Source organism: Maricaulis salignorans, from assembly GCF_900103475.1.
Taxonomy (GTDB): Bacteria; Pseudomonadota; Alphaproteobacteria; order Caulobacterales; family Maricaulaceae; genus Maricaulis; species Maricaulis salignorans.
The window spans coordinates 383,591-400,052 of the sequence record NZ_FNHG01000001.1; the positions used below are offsets into that span (position 1 = coordinate 383,591).

Here is a 16,462-nt window from a genome sequence, read left to right on the forward strand (position 1 = left end):
GAACCGATTGGGTGGGGATCATGCCGGCATTGTTTCAAGTCCTTGTGGCGGCCACAAGCCTGGTTTTGGCGGGGTCCGCCGTTGGCGAGATCGCACGCGAGTCCGACGCCGCTGCCGAGCCCTATCCCGGCGGACGGGTCATTTCGGCGCGCTATTCCAGTTCGGTGCTGATTTTCAGGGTCGGGGCGATCAGCCTCACGGCCCGGATCGATCCGGAGCATTATGCGGCCGACACGGTCGTTGAAGCGGCCGGTCTGGCAGCCCTGTTCACGGATTTCGATATTCGCGCCGAGGTGGAGGGCAGACGCACTGAGGCCTCGGTGCTGCCCCTGCGTTACGCCCATGTCGAGCGCACGGGTTCGAAGGTTCGCGCCGTCGATATCGCCTTCGACAACCGTATGGCCTCGGCCCACGCCACGCCGCCGTTCGGCTCGCTTGGTGTACCGCCCGCGACAGCGGAGCAGCGCGAAGGCGTGATCGATCCGATTTCTGCCATTTTTCTGCTGGCGCAGGCGCGGATCGGTGGTGAGGCAGGAGTGTGTTCCGGAAGCCTGCCGGTGTTCGATGGCAAGGCGCGCTATAACCTGCGCCTCGAGGCCGGGGAAAGCCAGACCATCCGGACTCCGGCCTGGCGCGGTGAGGCCTTGCTGTGCCACGCCTGGTATGAGCCGATTGCGGGTTATGATCCCGAGGACTACCCGACACAGGCGGAATTGCGTTATCCGCTCGATATCTGGTTGGCGCCCTTTCCCGAGCACGGTTTCTACCTGCCGGTCCGGCTGCACACGCGGGCCGGCTTCGGCGGTGTGACGATCCAGGTCGCCGAGCTCGACATCCAGTTGGCGTCCGCCGAACCCTAGCGCGCCTTGAAATTCGCGGGTCAGTGTGACCGCGATCACACCATGCGCGCCGGCTAATCTGTAGCTTCATTGGCAGGCTGCCCTTTGCAGCTTCCCTCCTCCTCCTCGATTGGGGGTCGGTCGGGGCGCGAGTCCTTGCCCAAGCGAAGCCCCAACTTCGCCTCGCGCCCCGCCGAATTTTTGCTGTTTGCCCGGGTTTTCCGGTGCGCTGCCGCGCAATTTGCCCTCGAGCTTGCACCTTGCGGCAACTGGCCCGATCATGTGCCGGGCTTGGGAGCAGGGGCATTATGAGCGGGCAGACGAAATACCGGGCGTTTATCAGTTACAGCCATGATGACAGCCGCTGGGCGCGCCGGATTCACCGCGCCCTGGAAGCCTATCGCCTGCCCGCGAATCTGGTCGGGACATCGACCGCGCATGGGCTGGTGCCGAAGCGGCTCAATCCCATTTTCCGCGACCGCGATGATTTGCCCGCGGCCGGTGACCTCACGGCGTCGGTCCGCACGGCGCTCGCGCAGTCCGATGTTCTGATCGTGGTCTGCTCGCCCGCTGCGGCAGCCTCGCGCTGGGTGAACCAGGAGATCCAGGAATTCCGCACCGTGCGTCCGCAGGGACAGATTCTTGCGGCGATCGTCGCTGGCAATCCTGGCACGGTGGCTGGCCCTGATGGCGCCGGGGATGGCTGCTTCCCGGCAGCCCTGCTTGAGAATGGCTTGCCGGAATCGGAGGCTGAGCCGGTCGGTGCGGACTTCCGGCCGAAGGGCGATGGCTTCCGGATGGGCGTGGTCAAGCTCGTTGCGGGCATGTTGGGCCTGCGGCTCGACGAGATCATCCAGCGCGACCTCCAGCGCCGTCAACAGCGCGTGACTACCGTCACGATGCTCTCACTTCTGCTCGCGGTAATCATGACGGGTCTGACCCTGCTCGCGTCTTCGGCCCGATCCGAGGCGGAACGCCGCAAGGCCGATGCAGAGGATTTGATCGAGTTTATGTTGAGTGACCTTCAAGACAAGCTGGAGCCGGTCGGGCGGCTCGATGTCCTCGATGCAGTAGGCGAGAAGGTTGTCGCCTATTACGCGGCGCAGCCGACACGGCAATTGTCGGCGGATGCGCTCGGGCGCCGGTCGCGCGCCTTCCATCTGCTTGGGGAAATCGAATCGGCTGAGGGGGATCTGGAATCTGCCTATGAGCATTTTCGCCGCGCCTATGACGCGACCCAACAATTGCTCCTGATCGCCGACGATGATCCTGACCGCATTTTCGAACACTCCCAGAGCGCTTACTGGGTTGGCTATTATGCCTGGCGCCAGGGGCGGCTCGATGATGCTGAAGGCCATTTCCGGGCTTACCGCGACCTGGCCGGGCGTCTCACCGAAATCGATGCCGGCAATACCGAATGGCTCGCCGAATTTGCCTATGCCAACACCAATCTGGGTGTGGTCTATCTTCAGTCAGCGCGTTTGCCGGAAGCCCGCGACTCCTTCGTCGCCGCCAGTGCGCTGATGGCCGATCTTGCGTCGCGTCAACCGGATGTGGTGCAGGCGCATGTCGACCATGCCAACGCCCTGGCCTGGGTTGCGACGGTCTATGAGATGACCGATGGCCGGGATGCCGCCATCGCGGCGCGCCAGCAGGAAATCGCCATCTATGAGGACCAGTTGTCCGCTGAGGTCGATGACTGGAATATCCGTCGCGACGCGATCAATGCCGAGCGCGCCCTGGCTCGTCTCCTGATCGCACCGGGTGCCGATACGCCGGCGGCTGATCTGCAGATCGCGTTGGCCATCCTGGAGGCGACGTCGTTCGAGGCTGACGCCTTGCTGCAGCGTGACCCGGCCAATGGGAACTGGCGTCTGACCACGGTCCGGCAGCGCTTGTGGCTGGCCCAGGCCCGCCTGCTTGCCCATGATGTCGCCGGCGCCCGCGAGGCCTATCTCGACGCGTCTGCCTATATGGCGCATCCGTCCTGGATGGCCGATGCCAGTGCCCGTATCGCGGAGACCCGGCTCTATGCGGCCCTGGTCGAGGCGCGGATTTTTGTCGCGATGGGGCAGGATGAATCGGCGCATTTGCGGCTGGATCATTTGATGACATCGCTGGTCGCTGAAGCCAATTGGCAGACCGAATTCCAGTATGGTCCCTATCTCTACGCCGCGTCAGCCAATGAGCTGGCCGATCTTGAATTGCGCCGGGGCGCCCCTGCGGCTGCGGAAACGCTGCGTTCACATATGGTGACCATGCTGACTCCGATTTCCAGTCAGTTGCGGCTTGATGCCGCGATGGAATTTCACCGCGCGCAATCCGTGACCGCCCTGGAGGCTGCGGAGGCAAATTAGGTCCTGCGGGATCGTCCACGCGCCCGGATAACCGGGCGCCAGCTTGAAGATTGAGGCCAGCGATGACGCTTTCAGACATGAGTGGGCTTGACGGGACCAAGGTACAGGCTGAACTCCTTGACCTGCCGACGCGCAGTTTCGAGTGCACCCAGATCAGCGTGAGCACGTTACGCGACGGCAGTTTCGTTGTGCTCGCCGGCAGTGATGATGATCGTGATCCGTTCACCGATACCGAGATCGGCGTCATTCTCGCCACATTCGACTCTGTCGTCACCGGCAATCCCGGCCTGACGGCCGCGCAATTGCGCACACTGGCCTATACGACGCTCGCGCCGATGTGGACGCCGAGCAATAGCGTCAAGCCCAGCCCGTATGATCTCAACGTGCATTGTGCCAGCCGGCTGATCTTCGCCCTGAGCATGCAAAACTGGAGTTTTGAACCCGCCCGGATCAAGCTGAAGACGGGCTTTGGCAAGGGCGAGTTCGGCGGTCTTGAATGGCTGACCCTCAATGGGGTGAGCCTGGAGCCCAATGCCTTCCAGCTGGTCGATAGCTGCACCCAGACTGACGAGAGCTTCGAGTTCGCGCTCTTCATGGATGTCGCGCAGGCCGGCGGCGCCCAGCACACACGCGTCATTGTCGATCCGATCATCAAGAATGAAGATTGACCCGCCGGCGATCATCGGGCCTTTTTGAGCCAGGACGGTCGCTGGAGGGCGGATGCGCCGGATAATCCTCGAAAGGTTCAACCAGGGCGATCTGGCGCGGGCCTATGATCTGTGCCTGGCTGCCCTGGCGCAACAACCTGATGATGGCTGGTTCAAGCACCGCGCCGTGCTCTGCCTCGTTCGTTCCGGGGCGCTGGAGCGTGCGGAGCTCGATTTTCGCCGTTTCCGTCTGTCTGAGGCCAGCCATGACGAGGATAGCCTGGCGCTCGGCGCGCGGTTGAGCAAGAGTATGGCGCTGGAGGCCCACGCTGAGGAGGTCCGGCCCCTGGCGGCCGTCGCCGCGGCCCAGTATCAGCGGATATTCTCCCAGACGGGCGGCCATTATCCCGGCATCAATGCGGCAACCCTGTATCTGTTGGCCGGCGATGGTCAGCGCGCCGACGCGTTGGCGCGCAAGGTTTTGGCCTGTTGCCGCGGCGCCAACCCGACCGATGCCGAAGAGGCGTATTACCGCCTGGCCTCGCAGGCCGAGGCCCATCTCCTTCTCGGCGATTCCGGTGCGGCCCAGATGGCGCTGGAATCGGCGATCGCCTGCGATCGCGGCAACTCGATGGCGCATGCGACGACGATCCGGCAATTGCGCATGGTCAAGCGCCTTCTTCAATTGTCAGCCCCGTGGCTGCACGAGCTTGAGCCGCCCGGCCCGTGCCATTTCGCCGGCCATTTGTTTCACGCCGGGGGCGATGCGGACGGGGTCGCGCCGGCGCGTGAGGCAGGCCTTAGCCTGGCCATTGCCGAGGCCTTTGAGCGGGAGAATATCGGGCCCTGTTACGGTGCCATCGCGGCCGGCGCGGACATTTTGGTCGCCGAGGTGGCCATCGCGCGCGGCAATGAGCTGCACCTGGTCCTGCCCGTCCCGGTCAATGTTTTCATCGATGCCTCTGTTCGCCCGCTGGGCGGGCATTGGGTCCGGCGCTGTGAGGCCTGCCTGTCCAGCGCTGCGGCTATCCACGAGGTCACCACGGATCGCAAGCTTTTGTCCGGCCAGCATATCCGCTTCGCCAGCGAGGTCGCGATGGGGTTGGCGCGAATGCGGGCCAGTGCCCTGTCGACCTCACCCGTTCAACTCCTGGTCGCCGACGATGCGCCGCCCGCCGATCCGTTCGGCACCGCCCATGACCGTGACGTCTGGCAGGAGGCGGGACTGCGTCAGATCGTGGTCCCGGCGACCGGCCTGGAGCGCTATCGCGGCGATGACCTCGCAAAATCGGTCGCCGATCCGGATTTCCGACAAGTCCTTCGGGCTATGCTCTTCATCGATGTCTGCGGCTCATCGACTGTCGCCGATGATCTGGTGCCGGTCTTCGTGACGTCGGTCATGAGCGTCCTGGCGCAAGTGTGCGATGCGCTGGAGCCGGCCCCGCTGCACGCCGATAGCTGGGGTGATGGTCTCTTTCTCGCCTTCCGCGATGTCGACGAGGCGGCCCGCGCGGCCGACACGCTCCGCCGCGCTTTTTCAGCGATTGATCTTGCAGCGCTTGGCCTGCCAGAACATCTCGCCCTGCGGATCGGAGGGCATTACGGCCCGGTGCACGAGGCGCAGGACCCGCTGCGCAAGACGCCGACCCTGTTTGGCGGCCAGGTGGCGATCGCCTCACGCATCGAGCGCGCAACCTTGCCCGGTTCGATTTTCGTCAGCGCGTTTTTCGCGGCGGCCCTGGCGATGGCACGCGGCAGCGAGTTCCGGTGTGAGTATGTCGGTCAGACAGCGATCGACGCCTTGATGCCGGAGATCGGCATGTACAGTTTGCGCGCCGTGGCAGCCGATTGCCCGGCAGCGCTCGACGCGGCGGCGTCAATTGGCGGTGCTTAGCCGCGCCAGATGGTCGGGGTCGACGAGTTCGAAGGCATCGGGGCGTCGCATCAGCATGCCGCGCCGCTCAAGATTGCTGACCGTGCGCGACACGGTTTCGCGCGTCGTGTTGACCCGTAACGCGATGGCGGTCAGCGAGGGAATGGGGCGGATAACCCGGGTCGGCCCCGCCTTCGAACACTCGGACATGCGCAGGATTTCCGCATAGATCCGGCCGGGGGCAGACAGGGCAGATAGCTCGAACATCCGCTGGGTCGTGTGGTGTACGCGGTGCGCCAGAATGCGCGCCAACGCCAGTCCCAGATCGCCATATTGCTGGAGCAGATCGAGAAAGACAGCGGCCGGATAGCTCGCCAGCTCGCACTCGGTTTCGGCGATGATTTCCGAGGTCCGGCGCCGGTCAGTCAGGGCGGCGAGCTCGCCGATGATCGTGCCGGCCTGTAGCGTGTCGAGCCAGATTTCCTGGCCGCCCTCGGAGAGCAGAACCACGCGTGCGGTGCCATCCAGCACGAGGAAGACCTGATCGCCCTGATCATCCTGTGCGATGATGCTGGCGCCGGCGGGGAAGCGTCGAATTTCGGCGCGCGTCATCAACGCAGCGCGAGCATCTTGGTCCGTCAGAGAGAGAGCATCCAGGGCCCTTGCCCAGGATTTGTCCGCCATCATGCGTGTCCCCATCCCGCAAACAGTTGCGTGTTAGGGATAATCGGCGATCCCCCCGCAGAAGGCCAGCGAAAAAGGCCGCCGAACCGGGCGGGGAGCATGCCGAATCCAGGCACCGTGCGCTGAATGGGAAACGCTGGCCGATTGATCTTCACCGGCCCGGCGCGTTGGGGACGCACAGCAACAAGGCTTTCACCGGCCGCGAAAAACCTGCTTTACTGGTCGCAGGATATACGGGGATTTCATGATGAAGCATTTGTTCGGGGCCTTGGTCGGTCTGGTTATGGCGTCGGTACCGGCGCTGGCGCAATCTTCGCCGCTGGCCGGCCAATACGATGCGCAGATTCCGACCGCGCAATCGGTATTGGGTCATCAATTTGGTGCTGAAATCACCCCGCCCGATCAGGCGATTGCCTATCTTCGGGCCCTGGAGGCTGCCGCCCCTGACCGCGTCCGGGTCGTTGATTACGCGACCAGCTGGGAAGGGCGCCCGCTCGCCTACGCCATTATTGCCAATCCGGACTCCATGGCGCGGCTTGATGACATCCAGGCCGACCTGCAGCAACTGGCCGATCCGCGCGGGCTGAGCGCCGGTGAGCGCGACAGCCTGGTCGCCTCGACGCCGGCTGTGGTCTGGCTCTCCTATGGCGTGCATGGCGATGAGATTTCCTCGACCGATGCCGGCCTGCGAACCGCCTACCACCTGCTCGCCTCGCGCAATGACGCCGGTGTCGACCAGATCCTGGATCAGACCATTGTCATCATTGACCCGGTGCAAAACCCCGATGGCCGGGCGCGCTTCGTGCACAGCTTTACCGCGGCGCGTGGCCTGCAAATGGATGAAAACCGCTTTACGGCCGAGCACGACCAGCCCTGGCCGGGCGGCCGCACCAACCACTATCTGTTCGACATGAATCGCGACTGGTTTGCGATGACGCAACCGGAGACGCGTGGCCGCGTCGCGGCGATGCTCGACTGGCGTCCCGTGGTCGTTGTCGATGCGCATGAAATGGGCGGAGACAGCAGCTATTTCTTCGCGCCCTCGGCCGAACCCTTCAATCCGCATGTGGTCCAGAGCCAGCGCGATGCCCAGGATTTGATCGGGCGCAATCATGGCCGCTGGTTCGACCAATTCGGCTATGACTATTTCACGCGTGAAGTCTTCGACGCTTTCTATCCGGGCTATGGCGATATGTGGCCAACCCTGCAGGGTGCCGTGGCGATGACCTATGAACAGGCCTCGGCCCGCGGTCTGGTCTGGCGCCGGCGCGATGGTTCGCTTCTGACCTATGGCGAAGCCGTCGAGCATCATTATGTCGCCAGTCTGTCGACCGCCGAAGTGGTGGCCGCCAATCGTGAGCGCTTTGTTCGCGACTATCTCAATTTCCGCGCCTCCGCGGCCGACGATCAGAACGGACCGCAAGCGGTTCTGCTCGACCTGTCCTCCAATCGGTGGGGCGCCGAACGGCTGGCCCGCTTGCTGGTGGCCCAGGGCATAGAAGTCAGCCGTGTTGATGGCTCGCTATCCGCCTGCGGCAGCCGTTTTGAGGACGGCGCCTTCGAGGTCCGCTTCAACCAGCCCGCAGGCCGGCTGGCGCGCACACTCCTCGAGGACACCACCGAATTGCCGGGCGATTTCATGCAGGAGCAGGAGAGCCGCCGCACGCGCGGCCTGCACGCCGAGCTCTATGACGTCACGGCCTGGTCCTTGCCGCTGATGCACAACGTCAATTCGGTGGTCTGCCGCCGCGATCCCGGCCTGAATGGCGAGCCGGTTGCTGCCGATGACCCGATTGCCTCGACCGGTTCCAGTGCCGGTGGGGCCTGGGGCTATGCGATTGCCTGGGAGGATGCCGGTCAGGCTCGCCTCGTGGCAGCCCTCGCCGCGGCGGGCGTGTCGGTTCGTTCCAGCGATGTGGCTTTCAGGATTGGTGAGCGCACCTTCCCGCGCGGCAGTGTCGTCGTGCCGCGCCATGGCGCGCCGGCCAATCTCGACAGCCTGATCACCCGCCTCGGCGGTGAGATCGGTGCACGCTTTGTCGGCCTCGCCTCGAGCTGGGTCGATGAGGGTCCCAATCCGGGGTCCGAACACTTTGTCCCTGTGACGGCGCCGCGCATTGCGATGCTCTGGGATGATGGCACCGATTCCAATTCCGCCGGCGCCACACGCTATGTACTCGAGCAGCGCTATGGCATGCCTGTCAGCATTATCCGGGCCGGGACGCTGGGGCGGGCCGATCTGTCAGCTTTTGATGTCCTGATCCTGCCCGAGCAGGGCCGTAGCGGCTATTCATCGGTGCTCGGCGCAAGCGGTTCGGCGCAATTGACCCGCTTCGTCCGTGCCGGCGGTGTGCTGGTGGGCCTGGGTGATGCGACACGCTGGCTGGCTGACCCCGAAGTGGGCCTGATCCCGACCCGCCGTGAGCGCGCCGCGGAAACGCCACGCGCCGGTGCGCAGGACAATGCTGTCGTCGATGCGGTCTTGCTCACCTCGGTCGATGAACTCGATGTCGTGCAGGCCGAACAGGGCGCGATGCCGGATTATTCGCCTGGCGCGCTGCTGCGTGTCGAAGCCAATCCGGACGCCTGGATGTCGGCGGGCTATTCACGTGGCGCCGCCGCGCTGGTGACAGGGTCTGACATCTATGCACCGGTCAGCCGCGACGCGGCTGATACGGCGATGCGTTTCGCCGGGCCCGACACGCTCGTGGCTGGCGGGTATATGTGGGCGGAATCGGCCTCACAGATCGCTTTCAAGCCATTCGTGATTTCCAACTCGATGGGGTCAGGCCAGGTGATCGCCTTCACCCAGGCGCCGACAACGCGCGCCTATCTGGAAGGGCTTGATCTCTTGTTGCTCAACGCCGTTCTGCTCGGGCCGGCCCATAGTCGCGGCATGCGCTGACGGCTTCGGGATGGGGGGCTTATTCGCCCTCGATCTCGACGCGTTCGGCTTCCAGTTCGAGCCAGCGGTCTTCCTTCTCCGAGCGTGAGGCCAGCGCCGCCGCGAGGTCTTTGCTCGCCTTGGTGAAGCGGGCCGTGTCTTTGAAGATCTCCGGATCGGCCAGCTCGGTTTCCAGCTTGGCGATGGCCTTGTCGAGCACGTCGATCTCGCCGGGCAGGAGTTTCAGCGCATAGCGGTCCTTGTTCGCCATCTTGCGTTTCACGACACGGGCCGGCGCGGCGGCCTTGGCGGCGGCCTTGCGGTTCGGCGCGACATCGCCGCCAAGCGGCGTCAGTCCATAGCCGCGCTGGGACACCATGTCGGAATAGCCACCGGCATATTCGGTCCAGTGACCATCCCCCTCGGCAATCATGACACTGGTACAGACCCGGTCGAGAAAGTCCCGGTCGTGGGAAACGATGAACACGGTGCCGGAATACTCGTCGATCAGCGCCTGCAGCAGGTCGAGCGTCTCCAGATCGAGATCATTGGTCGGCTCGTCCAGCACCAGGAGGTTGGAGGGCAGGGCGAGCGCGCGGGCCAGCATGACGCGCGCCTTCTCGCCGCCGGACAACACTTCGATCGGGGTATTGATCTGCTCCGGCGGGAACAGGAAGTCCTTCATATAGGCAATGACATGTTTGGACTGGCCATTGACTTCGACGGTATTGCCACCGCCCTGGGTGAGGGCTTCGGACAGGGTCCATTCCGGCTTTAGCGCGACGCGCTTCTGGTCGAGACTGGCCATTTCCAGCTTGGTGCCAAGGCGGACTTCGCCGCTATCGGGCTCGAGTTTGCCGGTCAGCAAATTGAGCAGGGTGGTCTTGCCGGCACCATTGGGCCCGATCAGGCCGATGCGGGCACCGCGCGCGATCTTGGTCGAGAAATCCTTGACGATATCGCGGCCTTCATAGGCCTTGTTGAGGTCAATCGCCTCGGCCACCAGCTTGCCGGAATCCTGGGCAGCGGAGGATTGCAGATTGACCTGACCCTGCGGCCCGCGATGCTCGGTGCGCTGCTGGCGCAGGCCCTGCAGATCGGACAGGCGCTTCACATTGCGCTTGCGCCGGGCGGTGACGCCATAGCGCAGCCAGTGCTCCTCGCGCACGATCTTGCGGTCGAGCTTGTGCATTTCCAGCTGTTCGGCTTCGAGCACTTCATCCCGCCAGGCCTCGAAGGCGGAGAAGCTGCGGTCCATCAGCCGGGTGCGGCCGCGATCAAGCCACAGCGTCTTGCGCGAGAGATTGGACAGGAAACGCCGGTCATGGCTGATCAGGACGAGGGCGGAGCGGCTGGATTTGAGCTCGGATTCCAGCCATTCGATCGCCGGCAGGTCGAGGTGATTGGTCGGCTCGTCGAGGAGGAGAATATCCGGGCTCGGGGCGAGCGCCTGGGCCAGGGCGGCGCGGCGCGCCTCGCCGCCGGACAGGACTTTGGGGTCTTCCAGCCCGGTCAGGCCGAGATGCTCCAGCAGGTATTGGGCGCGATAGGGATCATCGCCGCCGGTCAGGCCGGACTCGACATACTCCATCACCGTCTTGAACTTCGTCAGGTCCGGGTCCTGCTCGAGATAACGGATCGTCGAGCCGGGATGGACGAAGCGTTCGCCCTCATCGGGCTCAACTGTGCCGGCGGCGACTTTCATCAGCGTGGACTTGCCCGAGCCATTACGGCCGACCAGGCACAGGCGTTCGCCTTCGCCGACGCTGAGCTCAGCGCCGTCGAGCAGGGCGGTGACGCCGAAGGTGAGGTGGATATTCTGGAGAGTAAGAAGAGGTGGAGCCATGAGGCACCGCATACAGGTCCGCGCGTGGAAGGTCACGGTCCGCGATCAGGTGGGCGAGCCGAAAAGTCAAACCCGTACAAAAAGTAATTCTGCGGTAAATTGTGCAATTAGTTGTATGATGCTAGATGTGCATTCAAATCGACCCAGGAGTGGTGACAAGATCCATGAATGAAATCCCGTTCTTCGGCCGCCCGGCGGCCTTTGCCCTGCGTGTTCGCCAGGCTTCGGCCGCGCTGTATGAGCAGATGGACCAGTGTCTGCAGGCGCACGGGCTGACCCTGCCCGCCTATGCGACCAGCCTCGTCCAGACCCTCTATCATGGCGGGCCGCAATCCGTGTCGGCGCTGGCTGAACGCCTGGGCCTGTCCCACCAGCTCGCCTCCCAGCGGCTGCGCTGGCTGGTCAAGGAGGGCCTGGTGGTGATCGATGATGATCCCGAAGACCGCCGCCGCCGCCTGGTCAGCCTGACGAGTGCCGGCCAGACCGAAGGTGACAAGCTTCAGGCCTTCCTGCCTCGGCTGGAGCGGGCCTATAGCGACCTGTTCAACGAGATCGGAATGGATTTGCACACGGGCATGGTTGATGCCCGTGCGGCACTTCTGGCTCGTCCACTGCTGACCCGGATGCAGACGGAAACAGGGATGCAGGCGCCGCAACGCAGCGCCGGATGATGTAAGAAACGGGGATTCCGCCAAGGCGTGTCCCCCTCCAGCGGGCCGAGGGCCGGTGGTATGGACTGATAAACTTCGCGGCCAATCCGGCCGGGAATGGCAATCAAGAGGGGCGGGGCCCGCAAGCGGCCGCGATCAGAATATGTTGGAAATCAAGGGACTGTCGAAAACCTACGGCAATAAGGTTCGCGCGCTGGACGGGGTCGACCTGTCCATCCCCAAGGGCATGTTCGGCCTGCTCGGGCCCAATGGCGCCGGCAAATCGACCCTGATGCGCACGATCGCGACGCTACAGGCGCCGGATGAAGGCAGCCTGACTTTCGGCGATATCGACATTCTCAAGGATCCCCAGGCCCTGCGCGCCACTCTGGGCTATCTGCCCCAGGATTTCGGCGTCTATCCGCGCATGTCGGCGCGGGCCATGCTGGACCATCTCGCCGTCCTCAAGGGCATCTCCAACGGCAAGCAGCGCAAGGACGTCGTCACCGGCCTGCTGGAACAGACCAATCTGGCCCAGCACGCCAACAAGGCCGTTGCCAGCTTTTCCGGCGGCATGCGCCAGCGCTTCGGCATCGCCCAGGCCCTGCTCGGCGATCCGCAATTGATCATTGTCGACGAACCGACCGCCGGTCTCGACCCGGAAGAGCGCAATCGCTTCCACAACCTCCTCTCGGAAATCGGTGAGAATGTCGTTGTCATCCTCTCGACCCATATCGTCGAGGATGTCTCGGATCTCTGCCCGAACATGGCGATCCTCAATGGCGGCAAGATTGTCGCCAAGGGTTCGCCCGGCGAGCTGATCGCACAGATGGAGGGCAAGGTCTGGGCACGTACGATTGCCAAGTCCGAACTGGCCGGCCTGCGCAGCCAGTACAATATCATCTCCGAGCGGCTGACCGTCGGCCAGGTCCGCATCCATGTCGTGTCTGACGCCAATCCCGGTGAGGGCTTCGAGCCGATCCAGGCCGATCTGGAAGACGTGTATTTCTCGACCATCCGCCAGGGCCGTCCGGCCGCTGCGGCGGCCGCCTGATCCTCGAACCTGAACGGAAGGAGCTCACCATGCTCTCCAAAATTGCCGGGTTCGAGATTCGCTATCAGCTGTTCTCGCCCACCTTCATCGCCGTTTTCGCCATTTTCTTCTTCCTGGTCTTCGGTGGCGTCACCATCGACAATATCCAGATCGGTGGCGGCGGCTCGACCAATATCAATTCACCCAATGCGCTGACCATCAATGTGATGATCTTCTCGCTATTCGGCGGCTTCATTCCGGCTGCGTTCCTGTCGTCCGGAATTTTGCGCGACCGGAGCTTCAAGACCGAAGAGCTCTTCTTCTCGCGCCCGATCCGGGAAACGGATTTCGTGCTCGGCCGCTTCACCGGCGGCTTTATCGCGACGGCGCTGTGCTTTGCCAGCGTCCCGCTGGCCTTCCTGATCGGTTCGCAAATGCCCTGGCTTGACCAGGAATTGATCGGAGCGACCAATCTGGCCTGGTATGGCTATGTCTATGCCGTGATTGGCCTGGTGAATATGTGGGTAATGGGGACGATCCTGTTCACGGTCGCCAATTTCACCCGCTCCAACCTTCTGGTCTGGATCGCCTTCCTGGTCCTGTTCGTCCTCTATCTGACGGGCTCGATCATCGCCGGCCAGGAACCGGAATTGCGCGATACCATCGCCCTGATCGATCCATTTGGGCTCAACACCTATGGTGAGATGACGCGCTACTGGACCACGTTCGAACAGAACAGCCAGGTCGTGCCCTTTGAAGGCGTGTTCATGATCAATCGGCTGGGCTGGATGGGCTTTGGCCTGGTCCTGCTGGTGATCAATATTGCCAGCTTCCGCTTCCGCAAGGCCGCATCCTCGGCCGGACGCCGGGGCAAGCCAGCCGCTGTGGCCGTCTCGCCCTCCGCGATCTCCGAAGTGGCCCTGCCGCGCGTCACCCCGACGCTGGGTGGTGCGACGTCATGGCAGCAATTCCTGGCCCGCCTGAATTTCGAGGTGAAGGGCGTTGTCTTCAATGTCGCCTTCTGGATCATCCTCGCCATCGGCCTGATCAATACCGTGCCGGGCTTCTTCCTCGGCGGCGGCATTTTCGGGACCGACAATTATCCCGTCACCCGTGTCATGATGGACATGATTGCGGGCGGTTATGGGATTTTCCCGATCATCATCGTGATCTTCTATGCCGCAGAACTGATGTGGCGCGAGCGCGGTGTCGGTTTCTCGGAAATCACCGATGCCACGCCGACGCCGAGCTGGGTCTTTATCGTCTCGAAATTCCTCGCCATGTGCGTGGTGATCGTGTCCCTGGCGGTGGTGATCATTGTCTCGGCAATCATCTCGCAGCTGATCCAGGGCTATACGGTGTTCGAGTTCGGCCAGTACGCCATTCGCGGCTTCATCGAGCTGATTGTCCCACCGGTATTGCTGGCGGCACTGGCGATCTTCCTGCAGGTCGTCCTCAATAATCGCTGGCTCGGCATGGCGGCGATGATGGTCTTCTTCATCATCACCCTGGTGATGTCGCAGGTCGGGTTCGACCACCAGCTCTACAGCTATGGCTTCCCGCCGACGGGCCCGTGGTCCGACATGAACGGCTATGGCCATTTCCTCGGCATAGCGCTGTGGTACAGCTTGTATTGGAGCTTTGTCGCGGTCATCCTGCTCGTGCTGGCCTATCAGCTTTGGAGCCGGGGTGCCCTGACGCCGATCTGGTCGCGACTCGGCGGATTGTTCGGCCGGTTCACGCCGGCGACTGCCGGCCTCACTGCGGCGGCCCTGATCGGGGCGTCTGTGACCGGAGGCTGGATCTTCTACAACACCAATGTGCTCAACGAATATGTCTCTGGCCCTGATGTCCGGCATCAGCAGGCGGCCTATGAGCGTGAGTACGAACATCTGGTCGACCTGCCGCAGCCGACCATCACGGACGTTTCCTATGATGTCGACATCTATCCCGATGAGCGGCGTTATGAAGCGCGGGGCAGCTATGTGCTGCAAAACCAGACCGACGGCCCACTCGATACTTTGTGGATTTCCTACGGGCCCGGCACAACTATCCGCAGCCAGGTCTTCGAGGGCGCATCCATCGCGACCTCCGATGAGGAGTCTTACATTTACAGCTTCGCGCTGGATGTACCGATGCAGCCGGACGAGAGCCGTGCCTTCGATTTCGAAGTCGCGCGCCTCAATCCCGGATTTCGCAATTCGGGCAATGTGACGACGGTCAATTACAACGGCAGTTTCTTCAATAACAGCGAAGCCATGCCGGGCATTGGCGTCAATCAGGGTGTCTTCCTGCAGGATCGCCAGCAACGCCGGCGTGAGGGGCTTGAGCCTTTGCCCCGGGCCTATGATCTGGAGGATGAAAGCCGCTGGACCGAAGGGGCTTTTGGCAACTCGGCTCATTATGTGAACTTCCGCACCATCGTGTCGACCAGTCGCGACCAGACCGCTATCGCACCGGGTTATCTCGAGCGCGAATGGGTTGAGGGCGATCGTCGTTACTTCGAATATGTGATGGACCGGCCGATCCTCAATTTCTACTCATGGCTCTCGGCCGATTACGAGCTGGTCGAACGCACGCGTGACGGGATTGATCTACAGGTCTTCTATCACCAACCACATGCCTGGAATGTCGAGCGCATGCTGGACGCGGCCGAGGATTCTCTGGGGTATTTCTCCGAGCATTTCAGCCCTTATCAATACCGTCAGTTCCGTATCCTGGAATTCCCGGCCTATCAGTCATTCGCCCAAGCCTTCCCGAATACGATTCCTTTCTCGGAAGGTATTGGCTTCATTGCTGATTTGCGCGAAATCGAGGATATCGATTACGTCTATTACGTCACCGCTCATGAGGCAGCGCACCAGTGGTGGGCGCACCAGGTGATGTCGGCGAATGTGCAGGGCGGCACGATGCTGATCGAGAGTTTCGCCCAGTATTCGGCCCTGATGGTGATGCGCCAGGAATATGGCGCCGATGCCATGCGTCGTTTCCTCAAATATGAACTCGACCGCTATCTGGGCGCGCGCGGTTCGGAAGCGATCGAGGAACAGCCGCTCTACCGAGTCGAGAACCAGCAATACATTCACTACCGCAAGGGTTCGGTGATCATGTATGCGCTGCAGGATTATCTCGGCGAGGAGACGGTCAATCATGTCATGGCGCGTTTGATCGAGGAGCGGGCCTATTCGAGCGAGCCCTATGCGACCACGCTCGATTTCCTGCGCATATTGCGCGAGGAGGCCGGGCCGGAGCACGAGCAGATGATCCATGACTTCTTCGAGCGGATCGTGTTGTTTGATCTCAAGGTCACCGAAGCCACGGCCACCCAACGTGAGGATGGCCGCTGGGATGTGGTGATCGATGTGGAAGCTCACAAATTCTCCGCCGACGGTGCGGGTGAGCAGACCGAGGAAGATATCGACTACATGATTGATATCGGCGTCTTCACGCGCAATCTGGAAGGCGCCATCGAGGGCTCCGACCATGTCCTCTACATGGAGAAGCACCGCATCAATGAGACGACGATGCGCTTCGAACTGATTGTTGATGAAGAGCCCGTTTTCGTCGGGATCGATCCCTACAACAAGCTGATCGATCGCGACTCCGACGATAATCTCAGCCGGGTGACCGTTGAGTAACGAGGCTTGAG

The 16,462-nt window shown here is 62.7% G+C and carries 10 protein-coding genes; 8 read left to right on the forward strand and 2 right to left on the reverse strand.

Features of this window, described 5'->3' with window-relative positions; translation table 11 throughout:
• Positions 1-20 precede the first annotated feature (20 nt).
• The 4 genes from BLT42_RS01625 to BLT42_RS01640 all read left to right on the forward strand — a co-directional run bounded on the left by BLT42_RS01625 (position 21) and on the right by BLT42_RS01640 (position 5,737).
• A complete protein-coding gene (locus BLT42_RS01625; protein WP_176780198.1) occupies positions 21-860 on the forward strand; it encodes a DUF3108 domain-containing protein in 840 nt (279 codons plus the stop codon).
• A gap of 287 nt (positions 861-1,147) precedes the next feature.
• On the forward strand, positions 1,148-3,196 hold the full coding sequence (locus tag BLT42_RS01630) for a toll/interleukin-1 receptor domain-containing protein (RefSeq protein ID WP_091765750.1): 2,049 nt from the start codon (positions 1,148-1,150) through the stop codon (positions 3,194-3,196).
• A gap of 62 nt (positions 3,197-3,258) precedes the next feature.
• A complete protein-coding gene (locus BLT42_RS01635) occupies positions 3,259-3,864 on the forward strand; it encodes a hypothetical protein (RefSeq protein ID WP_143024002.1) in 606 nt (201 codons plus the stop codon).
• 52 nt (positions 3,865-3,916) lie between these two features.
• On the forward strand, positions 3,917-5,737 hold the full coding sequence (locus tag BLT42_RS01640; protein ID WP_091765756.1) for a tetratricopeptide repeat-containing protein: 1,821 nt from the start codon (positions 3,917-3,919) through the stop codon (positions 5,735-5,737).
• Here BLT42_RS01640 and BLT42_RS01645 read toward each other — a convergent pair.
• Positions 5,720-6,328: a Crp/Fnr family transcriptional regulator gene (locus tag BLT42_RS01645; protein ID WP_176780199.1), complete on the reverse strand. Its 609-nt coding sequence runs from the start codon at positions 6,326-6,328 to the stop codon at positions 5,720-5,722. The genes BLT42_RS01640 and BLT42_RS01645 overlap by 18 nt on opposite strands.
• 316 nt (positions 6,329-6,644) lie before the next feature.
• On the opposite strand from BLT42_RS01645, the gene BLT42_RS01650 reads away from it, so the two are divergent.
• Complete coding sequence (locus tag BLT42_RS01650) at positions 6,645-9,305, forward strand: M14 metallopeptidase family protein (protein WP_091765762.1); 2,661 nt, start codon at positions 6,645-6,647, stop codon at positions 9,303-9,305.
• A gap of 19 nt (positions 9,306-9,324) precedes the next feature.
• Here the strand turns inward: BLT42_RS01650 and BLT42_RS01655 are convergent, their stop codons facing one another.
• Entirely contained in the window at positions 9,325-11,130 is a 1,806-nt protein-coding gene (locus BLT42_RS01655; protein WP_091765764.1) for an ABC-F family ATP-binding cassette domain-containing protein, read from the reverse strand.
• A 164-nt stretch (positions 11,131-11,294) separates the two neighbouring features.
• Here BLT42_RS01655 and BLT42_RS01660 point away from each other — a divergent pair, with 164 nt between their 5' ends.
• The 3 genes from BLT42_RS01660 (at position 11,295) to BLT42_RS01670 (ending at position 16,451) form a co-directional block, all read left to right on the forward strand.
• Positions 11,295-11,801, forward strand: coding sequence for a MarR family winged helix-turn-helix transcriptional regulator (locus BLT42_RS01660; protein ID WP_176780200.1), 507 nt, complete (start codon positions 11,295-11,297; stop codon positions 11,799-11,801).
• Positions 11,802-11,943: 142 nt separating this feature from the next.
• Positions 11,944-12,834 (forward strand): ABC transporter ATP-binding protein, encoded by an 891-nt coding sequence (locus BLT42_RS01665; RefSeq protein ID WP_091765770.1) that lies wholly within the window; start codon positions 11,944-11,946, stop codon positions 12,832-12,834.
• A gap of 29 nt (positions 12,835-12,863) precedes the next feature.
• Complete coding sequence (locus BLT42_RS01670) at positions 12,864-16,451, forward strand: ABC transporter permease/M1 family aminopeptidase (RefSeq protein ID WP_091765774.1); 3,588 nt, start codon at positions 12,864-12,866, stop codon at positions 16,449-16,451.
• Positions 16,452-16,462 lie beyond the last annotated feature (11 nt).

Coding starts and splice junctions, on each gene's coding strand:
- BLT42_RS01660 (WP_176780200.1), top strand. CDS start 11,295: ATGAATGAAATCCCGTTCTTCGGCCGCCCGGCGGCCTTTGCCCTGCGT.
- BLT42_RS01630 (WP_091765750.1), top strand. CDS start 1,148: ATGAGCGGGCAGACGAAATACCGGGCGTTTATCAGTTACAGCCATGAT.
- BLT42_RS01645 (WP_176780199.1), bottom strand. CDS start 6,328: ATGACGCGCGCCGAAATTCGACGCTTCCCCGCCGGCGCCAGCATCATC.
- BLT42_RS01655 (WP_091765764.1), bottom strand. CDS start 11,130: ATGGCTCCACCTCTTCTTACTCTCCAGAATATCCACCTCACCTTCGGC.
- BLT42_RS01670 (WP_091765774.1), top strand. CDS start 12,864: ATGCTCTCCAAAATTGCCGGGTTCGAGATTCGCTATCAGCTGTTCTCG.
- BLT42_RS01650 (WP_091765762.1), top strand. CDS start 6,645: ATGATGAAGCATTTGTTCGGGGCCTTGGTCGGTCTGGTTATGGCGTCG.
- BLT42_RS01625 (WP_176780198.1), top strand. CDS start 21: ATGCCGGCATTGTTTCAAGTCCTTGTGGCGGCCACAAGCCTGGTTTTG.
- BLT42_RS01635 (WP_143024002.1), top strand. CDS start 3,259: ATGACGCTTTCAGACATGAGTGGGCTTGACGGGACCAAGGTACAGGCT.
- BLT42_RS01665 (WP_091765770.1), top strand. CDS start 11,944: ATGTTGGAAATCAAGGGACTGTCGAAAACCTACGGCAATAAGGTTCGC.
- BLT42_RS01640 (WP_091765756.1), top strand. CDS start 3,917: ATGCGCCGGATAATCCTCGAAAGGTTCAACCAGGGCGATCTGGCGCGG.